Raw genomic sequence first — 13988 nt, 5'->3', positions numbered from 1 at the left:
CCTGACCCGCGCCACGTGCCGCACCCCTGTTCCTTCCGCGCGATTCCGGAAGGACACCGCCGCCTGCTCGCCTGCGGATTGATTTTCCGTTTAGCTCTGTGGGTTTGAGTGGACAGCCGAGCCGTGTTGCCCGTCCCCTGCGTGAGGAGCCGACGATGACGACAGCCGAGGGTCTGGTCGTGAGCACCGTGGCCGGTGCCGTGCGCGGACGGGAGGAGGGCGGGCTGACGGTCTTCAGGGGAATCCCGTTCGCCGAACCGCCGGTGGGGGAGGGCCGGTTCGGTGCGCCGCGCCCCGCGCGGGCGTGGGAGGGGACACGCGAGGCGTACGCCTTCGGTCCGCCGCCCCCGCAGGAGTCCGGGTTCCAGGGGCGTACGGCAGTGCTCGACGTGCCCGAGGGCGACGACTGGCTGACCGTGAACGTCTGGACGCCGGAGGCGGACCCCGCCGCCCGCCGCCCGGTCATGGTGTGGATCTACGGCGGAGCCTACAAGCTCGGCCACTCCGGCAGCCCCGGCTACGACGCCCGGCGCATCGCACTCGACGGCGACCTGGTCGTCGTCACCCTCAACTACCGGGTCGGTGTCGAGGGGTTCGCGCAGATCGAGGGGGCGCCCGCCAACCGGGGGCTGCTCGACCAGGTCGCCGCGCTGGAGTGGGTGCGGGACAACATCACGGCGTTCGGCGGTGACCCCGGGCAGGTCACCGTCTTCGGGGAGTCGGCGGGGGCCGGGTCCGTGGCGGCGCTGCTGGCGATGCCGAGCGCGCGGGGGCTGTTCCGGCGGGCGGTCGCGCAGAGCGTGCCGGGGACGTACTTCTCCGCCGAACTGGCGCGGGACATCGCCTCGGAGATCGCGGCGGAGGCGGGCCTGCGCCCGACCGTCACCGATCTGGCGACCCTCGATCCCCGGCAACTCACCGCCCCGGGTGAGGCGTTGGGGGCCAGGATGCGGGCGTACCAGGGGCGTTGGGGGCAGGTGGCGCCGACGCTGACCCCCTTCTCGCCGGTGGTGGACGGAGAGGTGCTGCCCACGACTCCGTGGCGGGCGCTGGCGGACGGCGCGGCACGGGACGTGGAACTGCTCGTCGGGCACAACCGGGACGAGTACCGGCTGTTCCTCGTCATGGGCGGGATGCTCGACAAGATCGGTGAGGAACAGGCGAGTTGGGCGCTGCGGACCTTCGCGCCGGGAGGGGCGGAGGGCGAGCGGTCGTACCGTGCCGCCTTCCCGGACGCGACGCCCGTCGAGCTGTTCGAACGGGTGCACACGGACTGGCTGTTCGGGATGCCGAGCCTGCGGCTGGCCCAGGCGCAGGTCGCGGGCGGGGGCCGGGCGCACATGTACGAGCTGACCTGGCCGGCGCCGGGTGCCGGGGGTGTACTCGGAGCCTGCCACGGGCTGGACATCCCGCTGCTGTTCGGCACGTTCGAGGCGGACCTGGGGGCCCTGGTGTTCGCGGGGAGCGGGGTTCCGGCCGAGGCGGAGGAGTTGTCGGCGCGGTTCCGGCAGGCGTGGACGGCGTTCGCGCGGACCGGCGACCCCGGCTGGCCCGCGTACGAGGACGAGGGCCGTCAGGTCCAGATCCTCGACGTCAAGCCGGAGGTGCGGGCCTACCCCGAGGAGACGTCACGACGGCTCTGGGATGGGTACGAGTTCGGAGCGCTCCCCCTGCTGCGCCCCTAGAGGTTCCCCAGCGGCTCGATGTCGACGTGCACCGGGGTGCCCCACACCCGCAGCACCTCGTAGTCGGTGAACTCGTGCACGAGCCGGTACGCCATGGCGGGGCGCGGTCCGCGACGCTGGGCGGCGAGATACAGCTCGGCCTCGCGCCGGTCCCGCCTCGGGGTGCCGCACAGCTGCCACGCCTGCCCGTTCCACGCCTCCGGCAGCCAGCGCTGCTGGGGCTGGGGGCGGTCGGCGCTGACGCCGTAGCGGGAGGGGGCGGTCTCGGTCGGCGCCTGGGGCAGGGGGCCGCCGTTGAACTCGGCGCGGCGGGCGGCCCGGCGCCGGGTCTCGCAGAGCAGGCAGAGGTCGGGCGCGCTCTCGTCGACGGGGCCGGTGGGGTGCTCGGGGCACCGGGTGGCGGGCGCGGCACCGGTCACGCTCTCGTCGAGCAGGTCCAGAGCACGCCGGAGATCGGCCTTGACCTCGTGCAGCTTGGCATCGGGCGTGTCGGCACCGAGTGCCTCCCCATGCTCGCCGAGAACACGAAGAGCACGGCCTAGGGCGGTGAGCTGGGCGTGGTTCATGGATGAGACTCCGGTTTTCGCGGCGGCACCGGTCAGGAGGTGCGCCCGACTTTCAACACGTGGACAGTGATGGTGTCGCCATCCGGCCGGTACAGCACACGCCAACTCCCCACGTGCAGCCGGTAGTAACCGGAGGAACCCAGAGGGCGTGCCTCCTCCGGGCGCGGGTCCTCGGCGAGTGCGCATACGGCCATGGCAGTCGCCTTCGCTCCGACCGGGTCGATGGCGCGAAGGCGCCGGAACTCGTTCATGGCGTGGTGTTCCCACACCACCGCGTGGGTCACGAAGCCGCCTCTCGGCGGTCTTCGGCCTCCAGTTGGGCCATGAATGCGTCGTGGGACATGGACGGGCCTGACGGAGCGGCCTCGCGGGCTCTGGCCTCGGTGATGTCGGCCTCGTCGCGTAGCCGCTGCAACTCCTCCAGCTCGCTTATCGGGACGAGTGCGGCGGCGGGCTTGCCGTACTCGGTGATCAGGATGTGTTCCTGGCCGTGTCGGACCCGGCCCACCAGCTGACCGAGCTGGTTGCGGGCTTCTACGAGCGGGTACGTGTCCATGGGAAAACTGTACACACCTGCAAGTGTGTGCGCTGACCTCGATGCGTCAGCCGGATTGCTGAGGTTTGTGGGCGTCCGCGGTGAGGCCGAAGGCGTACGTCGTCAGGAAGCCGACGGTGCGAGGTGGTCCTGTGAGGTCGGCACACCCCGAGCGTGCTGGTCAGCGGGGTGCCGCCGCCAGCGCGGCGCGCAGATGGCCGCCGGACTCCTCCAGAAGGCGGGCAGCCGTCGGGCCGTCGACACCGGCCAGCACGGTGAGGATCGCGTTCTTCACCTCGCCGTCGGTGGCCGCGAGGGCCCGCTCGATCTCGTCGTCCGCGGCGCCGGTGGCGAGGGCGACGATACGGCGGGAACGGGCCCGCAGCTTGTCGTTGGAGGCGCGGACGTCGACCATCAGGTTCCCGTATGTCTTGCCGAGCCGGATCATCGTGATCGTCGACAGCATGTTCAGCACCAGCTTCTGCGCCGTGCCGGCCTTCAGACGGGTGGAGCCGGTCAGCAGCTCCGGGCCGACGACGACCTCGATGCCGTGCTCGGCGGCCGCCGCGAGCGCGCTGTCGGCGTTGCAGGCCAGACCCACGGTGAGCGCGCCCAGCGCACGCGCGTGCCGCACGGCGGCGATCGCGTAGGGCGTGCGCCCGGAGGCGGAGACACCGACGACGGTGTCGGCCGGGGTGAGGGCGAGGGCGTCCAGGTCGGCGCGGGCGAGTTCGGCGGAGTCCTCGGCGCCCTCCACGGACGTGACCATCGCGGCCGGTCCGCCGGCCACGAGCCCCACGACCTGCTCCGGCCGGGTGTTGAAGGTCGGCGGGCACTCGGAGGCGTCCAGCACGCCGAGCCGCCCGGCGGTCCCGGCCCCGGCGTAGACCAGCCGCCCGCCCCGGCCCATCCGCTCGGCGATCGCGTCGATGGCGGCGGCGATCTCGGGCAACCGCTCGGCCACGGCCGCGGGGACGCTCGTGTCCTCCCCGTTCATCAGCCGGGCGATGTCGAGGGTGGGCAGCCGGTCGATGTCGGCGAGATCCGGACGGAAGGCCTCGGTGGTCAGCGATTCCAACTCGGCGCGGAGATCACGTGGGTTGGAGGTGGAGGTCATGGGGGCGGCTCTTTCGTGAAGTGCGAGTTCCTGAGCTGAAGCCGGGAGGGTCTACCGCCGGTGCCGGTGGGCCAGGGCCTCGTAGGAGGAGGCCAGCGCGGGCGCCGCCGTCTCGTAGGTCCGCTGTGCCACCCCCACGAACAGACAGTCCACGACCAGCAGTTGACTCGTCCGGGAGGACATCGCCGCCGGCCGCAGCTCGCTCTCCCGGGCGGTGGACGTGGTCAGGACGTGGTCGGCGTACTGGGCGACCGGCCCGTCGGGGCGCCCGGTGATCGCCACCGTCGTCGCCCCGTGCTCGAAGGCCACGCGCAGCGGCTCGATGACGTCCCCCGTGGAGCCGGAGTGCGTGATCGCGATGGCCACGTCACCCCCGCGCAGCTGCACGGCGTTGGTCACCGCGAGGTGCGGATCGCTGTGCGCGTGGGCTATCAGCCCGATCCGCAGCAGCTTCTGCACGAGGTCCTGCGCGACGAGTCCCGAGGCCCCCACCCCGTACACGTCGATCCGCCGGGCCGCCGTCGCGGCCGCCACCGCCGCCCCCAACTGCACGGTGTCCAGCCCGGCCGCCGTGTCGGCGAGGGTCTGCTGCTCGTCGTAGGCGAGTTTCGCGACCACGTCCGCGATCGGGTCGTCGACCGCTATGTCGGTGGTGATGGCGGGCGCCCGCCCCGACTGCTGCTGGGCGGCGAGCCCCGCGAGGGCGAGGCGCAGATCCCGGTAGCCGGGATAGCCGAGCAGCCGGGCGGTGCGGACGACCGTCGCCTCGCTCGTGCCGGTGAGTTCGGCGAGTCCGGTGACCGTGAGGGCCGCGCAGCCCGCCGGGTCGCTCGCGACCGCCTCGGCGACGCGCTGCATGGAGCGGGTCATGGAGGGGGCGAGGGTGCGCACCTTCGCGGCGAGCGCGGCGGGGGCGGGCGGGGCGGAAGTCCCCGCGCCCCGGGCGGCGAAAATTTCCTTCACGTCCTGGGTCACTCCTGAAAGATATTTTCGGCCCGGGGTCGCGGTCAAGAGTGCGCACAATGGATGCATGGATGATCCCTCCGACACCCCCGTCAGCCCCCTGGAGCAGGCGTTGCACGCGGCACGCGCCCTCGTGCTCAGCGACCTCGCCGCGGACGAGGTGGCCGCGCCGGACGTGGTCTCGATGGTCGAGGAGTCCGTCGTCCAGCGGCGCTGGTGGGTGGAGCAGTGGCCGGAGGGCGCGCCCTATGTCGCCGGGCTGGTCGCGCAGGACGTCCAGGACGCCCTGCTGGAGACGCACGGCCGCTGGCCGCTGTGCCCGGTCTGCGGCTCCGGCGACCCGCACGCGCTGGAGGTGGAGCCGGAGTTGGGACCCGATCCGCACTGGGTCTGCCACAAGGCGGGCGTGAAGGTCGCGGCGGTGGGCGCACTGGGCTCGGCGCCCGGCGGGACGCGCCCGTCGTGACGCTCTACATCGACCCGCCGAACTGGCCGGGCCACGGCCGGATGTGGTCCCACCTCATCAGCGACGTCTCCTACGACGAACTCCGGCTGTTCGCGGACGCGTTGGGCGTCCCCCGCCGCGCCTTCGAACGCGACCACTACGACATCCCCTCCCACCGGTACGCGGAGGTGGTGGCGGCCGGAGCGGTGGAGGTCAGCAGCCGCGAGGTGGTGCGGCTGCTGTACGGCGCCGGGCTGCGGCGGCGCAAGGGGCGGGTTCAGCGCGGGAGTTCGTAGGCGAGGAGGCCGTCCTCGTCCTCACTGACCCTGCGGAAGCCGGCGCGGGTGACGACCGCCTGGGACGGGTGGTTGTCACGGTCGACGGTGGCGAACAGGGAGGTGACGTCCTCGCGGGCGAACGCCCAGGCCCTGAGCGCCTCCAGGGCCTCGGTCGCGTAGCCGTTGCCGCGGGCGCCCTCGACCAGGTCGTAGCCGATCTCCACGCGTCCGTCGCCGTCGGGCACTCCGTGGAAGCCCATGCCGCCGATCGCCTGGCCGTCCTCCTTGCGGACGAGGGCGAAGACGCCGAACTCCGGCCGGTGCACGCCCCCTTCGTATGCCTTGAGCAGGAAACTCGCGGCCTCCCGGGTGCCCTCGAAGGGGCCGCCCTCCAGCCACAGGAACCCGCCGTCGCCACCCATGACCAGATCCCGGGCGGCGGCGGGCGTGATGCCCTGGAGGCTGAGGCGCTCGGTGGTGTGGACGAGGTTGTTGTTCCAGCGCCACTCGGTGAGCCGCGCACGGCCGGGGAGTTCGCCGCGGCCGGTGGCCCACAGCAGGGTCTCCCAGGGGGTGGGGCCGGGCTGGACGTGCGGGAAGATCCGGGTGAGGACGAACTCCGGCAGGTGCTGCGGGGGTTCGTACGGCAGGCCCAGGGCGCCCGCCACGTCGTGCGTGTGCAGCAGCACCTCCGCGATGCCCATCGCCGCGAACCCCTCGCGGCCCGCGCTGCGGAAGGGGTACGGGTGGAAGGCGCGGGCCTCTCGGGGCGCGGTGCGCACGGCGGCGGAGAGCAGGGCGCCGGTGGCCTCGATGACGTGCAGCAGGCCGGAGTTGTCGGTGCCGTCGTCGAGTCTGATCTCGAAGGGGACGTAGTCGTCCTGGGCGAGTCCGGCGAGGTTGGCGGCGTAGGCGACGAGGTCCTCCGCGATGTGGAACGCCGTCTCGTGCACGCTCCACTCGAGGCCGGCGGCCCGCAGCCGCGTCCAGTCGCGCGCCACGGCGGGCCGCAGCGTCTCCACACAGCCGGCGACGGCCTCGGTCACGTACTCCCCGCCCACGTTTCGCATGCCCGCAGGCTACGACTCGCCGCCCTCGCCGAGCGACAGCATTTCCAGCTCGGCGGCGAGGTTGTAGCGGGCCGTCGCCTCCCACTCCGCCTGCCCGTACGGCGTGCGGAACAGCCGTGGCAGGTCGAGGAGTTGGCGTAGGATCTGCGAACGTCCCTCGCGGAAGGCGTCGTTCGGCACGAAGTGGTACTCCTCGCGGACGGCGGTCGTGTAGGCGGCGTACGCGGACGGGGGCGAGGCGAGGACCGCGAGATCGGCGTCGCACAGCACCTGCCCGTCGCGGTCGTCGTCGGCGGGATCGTGGGTGACGGTGAGCCGGACCAGGCGGGCTACCTCGGCCGTCCTCTCCTCCGGCACCCCGGCCTCCGGCAGCGCGCGCTCGGCCAGCCGGGCGGAGCGTTCCTCGTTCTCGGAGCGGTCGGGCAGGTAGACGGCGTCGTGGAACCACGCCGCGAGCCGCACCACGTCCGGGTCGTCGGCGTACTTCTCCAGGACGTCGATGTGGTCCAGGACCGCGGTGAGGTGCGCGAGTGTGTGGTACCGCCGCTGCGGCTCCTGCCAGCGGGCCAGCAGGTTGTCGGCGTACGGCGCGGGGTCGGGACCGGCGGACGCACCGCGGGCTCCTTCCAGGGCGCGGGTCCAGCGGCTGCTCAGGGCGTCGAGATCGGCCATGCGGCCATTCTCCCGTGACCGGCGCCCCACCCCTAGCGTGGAGGTCATGACTTCTGCTGAGGTACGCGACCCCGAACTGCCCGGACGCCTGCTGATCCTCGAACGGGACGCCCTGATACCGCTGCTCCGCTCCCGTCCCGACGCCGACTTCGCCCTGCCCACGCGCGCGTGTCCCGGCTGGAGCGTGCGGGACGTGCTCGCGCACTGTTCCTCCGCGCTGAGCCGGGTGGTGGAGACCCGCTTCGAGAAGGGCGTCTTCTCGCCCGAGTCGAACGACCGGGACATCGCCGAGCGCGCCGACTGGACGAACCAGCAGGTCGTCGAGGAGTTGGAGCGCGGGATGACCGAGGCGGGGCCGGTGGTGGCCAAGGCCGGCGGGGCACTGGACATGGTCGCGTTGGGGGAGTGGGTGCACGCGGGGGACGTGCGGGACGCGCTCGGTGAACCCGGCGCGTACGCGGGCGCCGGCCTGCCGTACGCGCTCGCCCTCCTCGCCCGGTCCACCCGTGAGAAGGCCCTTCTGCCCCTGCACGCCGACCTCGACGACATGGACGAGCCGCTGCGTCTCGGTGAGGCGAGCGGTGAGCGGACGCCGGCGCGGTTCATCGGGGACGCCGCCACCCTCGTACGGCTGTACACGGGACGTCCGGTCGAGGGGCTGGACTTCGAGCTGGCCGGGGTGGAGGCGAGCGAGCTGAACGTTTTCGGCTGAGGGGCGTCGTCGTGCGGGCGGGGGCAGGGGCGTAGTCTTTGAATTGGACTAGACCTGTGTGAGGGTCGTACCACCCGCCCAACCGACGAATGGGGTCCCATGAGCAAGCGTGCAGTCCTGGAGGTGATCGCCCTCGACGTCGAGGACGCGGTCGCCGCCCAGGCCGGAGGCGCGGACCGCCTCGAACTGGTCACCGACATGGCGGCCGACGGCCTCACCCCGTCGGCCGCCACCGTCACCGCGATCCGCGCCGCCGTCGACATCTCGCTGCGGGTGATGATCCGTCTGACGGACGGCTTCGCGGCGGGGGACGCCGGCCGGGTGGCGCGGGTCGCACGCGAGATGCGGGACGCGGGCGCCGAGGAGTTCGTCCTCGGGTTCCTGGACGCGGACGGGGCTGTCGACCTGGGCGCGGTCGAGCGGGTCGTGGGCGAGCTGGACGGCTGCCCGTGGACCTTCCACCGGGCGATCGACCGCGCCGCCGACCGGGACGCCCTGCGCAAGCAGCTGGACGGGTTGCCGGGACTGGACACCTATCTGACGGCCGGCTCGCCCACCGGGGTGGACGACGGCCTGCCCACCCTCCTCGCCGAGGCGGCCCGGCAGGGCGAGCCCGGATACGAGCAGCGGGTCATGGTCGGCGGAGGCCTGCGCCTGGACCATCTGCCGCGGTTGCTGGCCGCCGGCGTCGATGCCTTCCACATCGGCGGGGCGGCGCGACCGGGCGGCTGGGAGGCGCCGGTGTCGGCGCGAGCGGTGCGGGAGTGGCGCAGCTCGGTGGACCTGCCCAGGGACGCGGAGCTCGCCCGCCCGTAGCCGCTCTGTCAGAGGCGCGCAGTACGGTCCTGTCATGGCAGCCAGAATCGATTTGACGCTTGACTGCGCGGACGCCCAGCTCCTCGCCGCGTTCTGGAAGACCGCCCTGGGCTATGTCGACGAGCCGCCGCCCCCGCCCTTCGCGACCCGCGAGGAGTGGCTCGCCCAGTTCGACCTGCCCGAGGACGACGAGGACGACGCCGCGTGGCTGTGCGATCCCGACGGCGTCGGCCCCCGTCTGTCCCTTCTGAAGGTGCCCGAGCCCAAGACGGCGAAGAACCGGCTCCACATCGACATCAGGGTGCCGGGACACGGCGGTGCCGAGGAACGGTGGGCGCGGATCAGGGCGGAGGCCTGGCGTCTGGTCGAGGCGGGCGGCGCCGTGCTGACGGAGGTCGACGGCCACCACGTCGTGATGGCCGACCCGGAGGGCAACGAGTTCTGCGTCGCCGCGGCCGCTCCCTGACCCGACCCCGGCGGCCTCAGCCGGCCAGCTGGGCCGGCAGGGGCGCCGCGTGGGTGACGATCAGTCCGGAGACCGCCCGGGTCAGGGCCACGTACAGGCGGCGCAGTCCCGTGCGCTCGTCCGGCTCGCCGTCCACCACCGCCCGCGGCTCGTCGAGGACCACGTAGTCGTACTCCAGGCCCTTCGCGAGGGAGGCCGGGACCAGGGTGAGACGGGTCTCGGTCGTGGTCTCCTCGCCGGGGGCCAGATGGCCGATGCCCGCGGCCGTCAGCGCCTCGGCCAGCGCCGGTACCCGGGCGTCCGCGGCGATCAGGCCCGTGGAGCCCTCGTTGGCGAGCAACTCCTCGCAGGCGGCGACGACTTCGGCCGTACCGGTGATCTCCCGCAGCGCGAAGAAACCCGGGTTCTCGCGGACCGAGGCGACCGGGGTGAGGCCGGGGGCGATGTGCGGGAGGAGGCGGGAGGCGTAGGTGATGACGTCCGTCGGGACGCGGAAACCGGCGGTCAGCTCCTCGATCACGCCGTCGGACTTGCCGAGGTGGGCGAGGGCCTCGTCCCAACTCCGCGTCGCCCACGGGGTCGTGCCCTGCGCGAGGTCGCCGAGGACGGTCGCCGAGCCGGTGGTGCAGCGGCGGCCGACGGCGCGGTACTGCATCGGGGAGAGGTCCTGCGCCTCGTCCAGGACCACGTGCCCGAGGGAGTGCGTGCGCTGGACGACGTCCGTGGCCTCGTCGATCAGCACGGCGTCCGCCGCCGACCACTTGGCGGACTTCACCGACCGCGCGGGCCTCTCCCACAGGATCGTCTTCTGCTCCTCCTCGGTGAGGAGCCCCTCCGCGTGCACGGCGAGGAAGTCAGCGTCCGCGAGCAGGCGCAGGACCAGCTTCGCCGGGTCGACCGGCGGCCAGATCTCCTTCACGGCCGCCTTCACCGCCGGGTTGCGCGCCACCGCGTCCTGCACCCGGTCGTCCGGCGCCTCGCCCGACCGCTCCATCTGCACCAGCACGGCGTGTGCGATGCGCTGCGGCAGGGCCTCGCGGGCGGCGCCGTAACGGATGTCGCGCTCCAGCAACTCCCGCACGATGTCCTCGAGTTCGTACGCCGGCACGCGCCAGCGGCGCGAGCCGCGCACGACGACGACCGGCTCGGTGGGCATGGTCACGTGCGCGTAGACGGCCCGCCGCAGCACCTCCGCCATCCTCGCGTCGCCCTTGACGACCGCGGCCGCCGCGTCGTCGCGGCCCTTGATCTCCACGCGCGCCACCAGATCGTCCACGGTCGCCTGCTGGACGGTCAACTCACCCAGAGCGGGCAGCACTTGCTCGATGTAGTGCAGGAAGGAGCGGTTCGGCCCGATGACGAGCGTGCCGGTGCGGGCGAGCCGCTCCCGGTGGGCGTAGAGGAGATAGGCGACCCGGTGCAGACCGACCGCCGTCTTCCCGGTCCCGGGGCCTCCCTGGACGCAGACCGTCCCGCCGAGCCCGCTGCGGACGATCTCGTCCTGTTCGGGCTGGATGGTGGCGACGATGTCCCGCATCGGGCCCACGCGCGGACGCTCGATCTCCTGCTGGAGCAGCTTGCTGGTGCGGGCCGCCTCGTCGGGGTCGGAGAGGTGCTCGTCCTCGTACGCCGTGATGTCACCGCGCGTGTAGCCGAAGCGGCGGCGCAGCGCGATGTCCATCGGGTCCTTCTTGGACGCCCGGTAGAACGGCTGCGAGACCGGCGCCCGCCAGTCGATGACCATGGGGTCGCCGTCGTGGTCGTGCACGTGCCGGCGCCCGATGTAGAAGCGTTCCCCGTCCGCCCCCTCGGCCTGCTCGGCGCCGGGGGAGTGCAGGTAGTCGAGGCGGCCGAAGAACAGCGGGGTGTCGCTGAGGTCGGCCAGCGCCTTGATCCGCTCGTCGATCTGGCGGGCCAGGACCTCGGCGTTGACCCAGTTCGCGGTGACGTCGCGGATGTCCAGCGACTCGACGTCCTCGCGCATGGCGCGCAGCGCGGCGCGGGAGTCGGCGAGGTGGGCGCGTTCGCGGGAGAGGGGGTCGTCGACGGACGTGGACAAGGGGGTGCCTCCGAAGGTGCCGCGGGCCGGATGACTGCTGCTGCGATGTGCCGACCGGTTTCCGTCCGGGCGGCGGCGCTCCGTCGAGGGAGGCGGGCAAGAGCGGAGATTCTAGGTGAGCGGTGCGCGCCGCTGCCAATGAATTTCCGGCGCCCGGAGCCGCCGTAATCCTCGGGTCCTCGGCCCCCCCTAGGGGATCACCCCTCCATCCCCCGGTGGATGCCTCACCCACAAGGCGTACCCAGGTAGCACAGCGAATGGGGACCTTGGGCCGATGCCCCCTTTATGCCCGAAGAGCCACCATGGAGACATGAGTGCAGCGACCATCAACCCAGCCCCCGGTCGCCCGTCCGGTGCGACCCCGCTCTCCGGAGCCCACCCCACCCACCGCCTGGGCAGTGCCCTGCGCGCGATCCGCGTCTTCGCGGGCGCCGCCTTCGATGTCGTCATCCTCGGCGAGTACGGCGAGGAAGCGGGCGTACGCCGCAAGTGACGCACGATCCGCGGTGACTGTCAGCCCTCCTCGGGCTGCAGGATCTCGTCCGCGTCCACGATCCGGTACGCGTAGCCCTGTTCCGCCAGGAAGCGCTGGCGGTGGGCGGCGAAGTCCTGGTCGATGGTGTCGCGGGCGACGACCGAGTAGAAGTGCGCCTGATGTCCGTCGGCCTTGGGACGCAGGACCCGGCCGAGCCGCTGCGCCTCCTCCTGCCGCGATCCGAAGGTGCCCGACACCTGGATGGCGACCGTCGCCTCCGGCAGGTCGATCGAGAAGTTCGCCACCTTCGACACCACCAGCACGCTGATCTCCCCCTCCCGGAACGCGTCGAAGAGCCTCTCGCGCTGCGCGTTGGAGGTCTCGCCCTTGATCACGGGCGCGTTCAGGTGCTCGCCCAGCTCGTCGAGCTGGTCGATGTACTGGCCGATGACGAGGATCTGCTGACCGGCGAACCGGCGCACCAGAGCCTCCGTCACCTTCCGCTTGGTCGCGGTCGTCGCACAGAAGCGGTACTTCTCCTCCTGCTCGGCCGTGGCGTACGCCAGCCGCTCGGAGTCGGTGAGATTGACCCGTACCTCCACGCAGTCGGCCGGAGCGATGTACCCCTGGGCCTCGATCTCCTTCCACGGAGCGTCGAACCGCTTCGGGCCGATCAGTGAGAACACGTCCGACTCACGGCCGTCCTCGCGCACCAGGGTCGCCGTCAGCCCCAGCCGCCGCCGCGCCTGCAGATCCGCGGTGAACTTGAACACCGGCGCCGGCAGCAGATGCACCTCGTCGTAGACGATCAGACCCCAGTCCCGGGAGTCGAAGAGCTCCAGATGGGGATAGATCCCCTTCCGCTTCGTCGTCAGCACCTGGTAGGTGGCGATGGTGACCGGCCGGATCTCCTTGCGCGTCCCGCTGTACTCACCGATCTCGTCCTCGGTCAGCGAGGTCCGCTTCACCAGCTCGTGCTTCCACTGCCGGGCCGAGACGGTGTTGGTGACGAGGATGAGCGTCGTCGACTGCGCCTGCGCCATCGCGCCCGCGCCGACCAGCGTCTTGCCGGCCCCGCAGGGCAGCACGACGACGCCGCTCCCGCCGTGCCAGAAGTTCTCCACGGCCTGCTTCTGGTACGGCCTGAGGGCCCAGCCGTCCTCGGCGAGCCCGATCGGGTGCGCCTCGCCGTCCACGTACCCGGCGAGGTCCTCGGCCGGCCAGCCCAGCTTCAGCAGCGTCTGCTTGATCTGTCCGCGCTCCGAGGGGTGCACGGCGACGGTGTCCGGGTCGATGCGGGCGCCGACCAGCGGCGCGATCCGCTTGGACCGCAGCACCTCCTCCAGCACCGGCCGGTCGGTGGTCGTCAGCACCAGCCCGTGCGCGGGATGCTTGCTGAGCGTGAGCCTGCCGTAACGGTCCATCGTCTCGGCGACGTCCACGAGCAGGGCGTGCGGCACCGGGTACCGGCTGTACTGCACCAGCGCGTCGACGACCTGCTCGGCGTCGTGCCCGGCCGCGCGCGCGTTCCACAGGCCCAGCGGGGTCACCCGGTAGGTGTGGATGTGCTCCGGCGCCCGCTCCAGCTCCGCGAACGCGGCGATGGCCCGACGGCACGCGTCGGCCTGCTCGTGGTCGACCTCGAGCAGCAGTGTCTTGTCGGACTGGACGATCAGCGGACCATTCACGCGGGCACCCTTTCCCTGCGGCCGACCTCACCGGCCAAACGTCCAGTGTGCCCCATCCGCTCCGGAGCCGGGCCGTGAGCGTAAGCGGAGGGTGCGCGGGTTGTGGTGCCCGCAAACCGAATCCCATAGGGTTCGGCACGTATCGCGTGCCACGGTTCGCCGTCGCATGCATGTGTGCGTGTGAAGGAAGCCGATGGACGCCAGCACCCGGATCGACTCCTGCCTTCTCGATGTCACCGACCTGGGCATGGACACGCTGGACGGGTTGCTCGACGAGCTCCCCGACACGGTGCTGGGCGCGATGCTGCGACGCGTGGTCGACGAGGCCGTCAACCCGGTCGGCGTGCCGTACGCCGCCTTCGACTCCTCGATCTGACCGGGCCGCCGGTCCGCCCGGGCCGTACCGGCGGCTTGAGGCGCCGACGGCGTGGGTATGACCCG

The 13988-nt window shown here is 72.3% G+C and carries 17 protein-coding genes; 8 read left to right on the top strand and 9 right to left on the bottom strand.

Annotated elements, in window-relative coordinates:
- Window positions 1-155 precede the first annotated feature (155 nt).
- A complete protein-coding gene (locus tag ABZ453_RS18290) occupies window positions 156-1685 on the top strand; it encodes a carboxylesterase family protein (RefSeq protein WP_359015971.1) in 1530 nt (509 codons plus the stop codon).
- On the opposite strand, the gene ABZ453_RS18285 is transcribed toward ABZ453_RS18290, so the two are convergent.
- The 5 genes from ABZ453_RS18285 to ABZ453_RS18265 all read right to left on the bottom strand — a co-directional run bounded on the left by ABZ453_RS18285 (window position 1682) and on the right by ABZ453_RS18265 (window position 4878).
- Window positions 1682-2251 carry a hypothetical protein gene (locus ABZ453_RS18285; protein WP_359015970.1) on the bottom strand — a complete coding sequence of 190 codons (570 nt, stop codon included), beginning with the start codon at window positions 2249-2251 and terminating at the stop codon, window positions 1682-1684. The genes ABZ453_RS18290 and ABZ453_RS18285 overlap by 4 nt on opposite strands.
- 32 nt (window positions 2252-2283) lie before the next feature.
- Window positions 2284-2535, bottom strand: coding sequence for a type II toxin-antitoxin system RelE/ParE family toxin (locus ABZ453_RS18280; protein WP_359015969.1), 252 nt, complete (start codon window positions 2533-2535; stop codon window positions 2284-2286).
- A complete protein-coding gene (locus tag ABZ453_RS18275; RefSeq protein WP_359015968.1) occupies window positions 2532-2807 on the bottom strand; it encodes a type II toxin-antitoxin system Phd/YefM family antitoxin in 276 nt (91 codons plus the stop codon). The genes ABZ453_RS18280 and ABZ453_RS18275 overlap by 4 nt, the downstream gene beginning before the upstream one ends.
- A gap of 160 nt (window positions 2808-2967) precedes the next feature.
- Window positions 2968-3903 (bottom strand): N-acetylmuramic acid 6-phosphate etherase, encoded by a 936-nt coding sequence (gene murQ / locus ABZ453_RS18270; protein ID WP_359015967.1) that lies wholly within the window; start codon window positions 3901-3903, stop codon window positions 2968-2970.
- A 51-nt stretch (window positions 3904-3954) separates the two neighbouring features.
- Window positions 3955-4878, bottom strand: a complete 924-nt coding sequence (locus ABZ453_RS18265; RefSeq protein WP_133045657.1) for a MurR/RpiR family transcriptional regulator — start codon at window positions 4876-4878, stop codon at window positions 3955-3957.
- A gap of 55 nt (window positions 4879-4933) precedes the next feature.
- On the opposite strand from ABZ453_RS18265, the gene ABZ453_RS18260 reads away from it, so the two are divergent.
- Together ABZ453_RS18260 and ABZ453_RS18255 are read left to right on the top strand one after the other, a co-directional pair.
- Entirely contained in the window at window positions 4934-5332 is a 399-nt protein-coding gene (locus ABZ453_RS18260) for a hypothetical protein (RefSeq protein WP_359015966.1), read from the top strand.
- Window positions 5329-5607 carry a DUF4031 domain-containing protein gene (locus tag ABZ453_RS18255; protein WP_359015965.1) on the top strand — a complete coding sequence of 93 codons (279 nt, stop codon included), beginning with the start codon at window positions 5329-5331 and terminating at the stop codon, window positions 5605-5607. The genes ABZ453_RS18260 and ABZ453_RS18255 overlap by 4 nt, the downstream gene beginning before the upstream one ends.
- Here the strand turns inward: ABZ453_RS18255 and ABZ453_RS18250 are convergent.
- Window positions 5589-6659 carry a GNAT family N-acetyltransferase gene (locus tag ABZ453_RS18250; RefSeq protein ID WP_359015964.1) on the bottom strand — a complete coding sequence of 357 codons (1071 nt, stop codon included), beginning with the start codon at window positions 6657-6659 and terminating at the stop codon, window positions 5589-5591. The genes ABZ453_RS18255 and ABZ453_RS18250 overlap by 19 nt on opposite strands.
- A gap of 9 nt (window positions 6660-6668) precedes the next feature.
- Window positions 6669-7331, bottom strand: coding sequence for a hypothetical protein (locus ABZ453_RS18245; protein WP_359015963.1), 663 nt, complete (start codon window positions 7329-7331; stop codon window positions 6669-6671).
- A gap of 46 nt (window positions 7332-7377) precedes the next feature.
- Between ABZ453_RS18245 and ABZ453_RS18240 the strand changes: the two genes are divergently transcribed.
- The 3 genes from ABZ453_RS18240 to ABZ453_RS18230 all read left to right on the top strand — a co-directional run bounded on the left by ABZ453_RS18240 (window position 7378) and on the right by ABZ453_RS18230 (window position 9325).
- Window positions 7378-8043, top strand: a complete 666-nt coding sequence (locus ABZ453_RS18240) for a maleylpyruvate isomerase family mycothiol-dependent enzyme (RefSeq protein WP_359015962.1) — start codon at window positions 7378-7380, stop codon at window positions 8041-8043.
- Between the two features lie 99 nt (window positions 8044-8142).
- Complete coding sequence (locus tag ABZ453_RS18235) at window positions 8143-8859, top strand: copper homeostasis protein CutC (RefSeq protein WP_359015961.1); 717 nt, start codon at window positions 8143-8145, stop codon at window positions 8857-8859.
- 34 nt (window positions 8860-8893) lie between these two features.
- Entirely contained in the window at window positions 8894-9325 is a 432-nt protein-coding gene (locus ABZ453_RS18230) for a VOC family protein (RefSeq protein WP_359015960.1), read from the top strand.
- A 16-nt stretch (window positions 9326-9341) separates the two neighbouring features.
- Here ABZ453_RS18230 and ABZ453_RS18225 read toward each other — a convergent pair whose 3' ends face one another.
- Complete coding sequence (locus ABZ453_RS18225; RefSeq protein ID WP_359015959.1) at window positions 9342-11384, bottom strand: UvrD-helicase domain-containing protein; 2043 nt, start codon at window positions 11382-11384, stop codon at window positions 9342-9344.
- A 310-nt stretch (window positions 11385-11694) separates the two neighbouring features.
- Here ABZ453_RS18225 and ABZ453_RS18220 point away from each other — a divergent pair, with 310 nt between their 5' ends.
- The gene (locus ABZ453_RS18220; protein WP_207929857.1) at window positions 11695-11877 is read left to right on the top strand and encodes a hypothetical protein; all 183 of its coding nucleotides are present in this window, start codon (window positions 11695-11697) and stop codon (window positions 11875-11877) included.
- A 20-nt stretch (window positions 11878-11897) separates the two neighbouring features.
- On the opposite strand, the gene ABZ453_RS18215 is transcribed toward ABZ453_RS18220, so the two are convergent.
- Window positions 11898-13547 (bottom strand): DNA repair helicase XPB, encoded by a 1650-nt coding sequence (locus ABZ453_RS18215; RefSeq protein ID WP_359015958.1) that lies wholly within the window; start codon window positions 13545-13547, stop codon window positions 11898-11900.
- 193 nt (window positions 13548-13740) lie between these two features.
- Here ABZ453_RS18215 and fxsA point away from each other — a divergent pair, with 193 nt between their 5' ends.
- The gene (gene fxsA / locus ABZ453_RS18210) at window positions 13741-13923 is read left to right on the top strand and encodes an FxSxx-COOH cyclophane-containing RiPP peptide (RefSeq protein WP_359015957.1); all 183 of its coding nucleotides are present in this window, start codon (window positions 13741-13743) and stop codon (window positions 13921-13923) included.
- Window positions 13924-13988 lie beyond the last annotated feature (65 nt).

It is taken from the genome of Streptomyces sp. NPDC005799 (genome assembly GCF_040630525.1).
GTDB lineage: Bacteria > Actinomycetota > Actinomycetes > Streptomycetales > Streptomycetaceae > Streptomyces > Streptomyces griseorubiginosus_B.
Note: the sequence above shows the minus strand (reverse complement) of the source record. Positions and strands in the feature narration are given on the sequence as shown.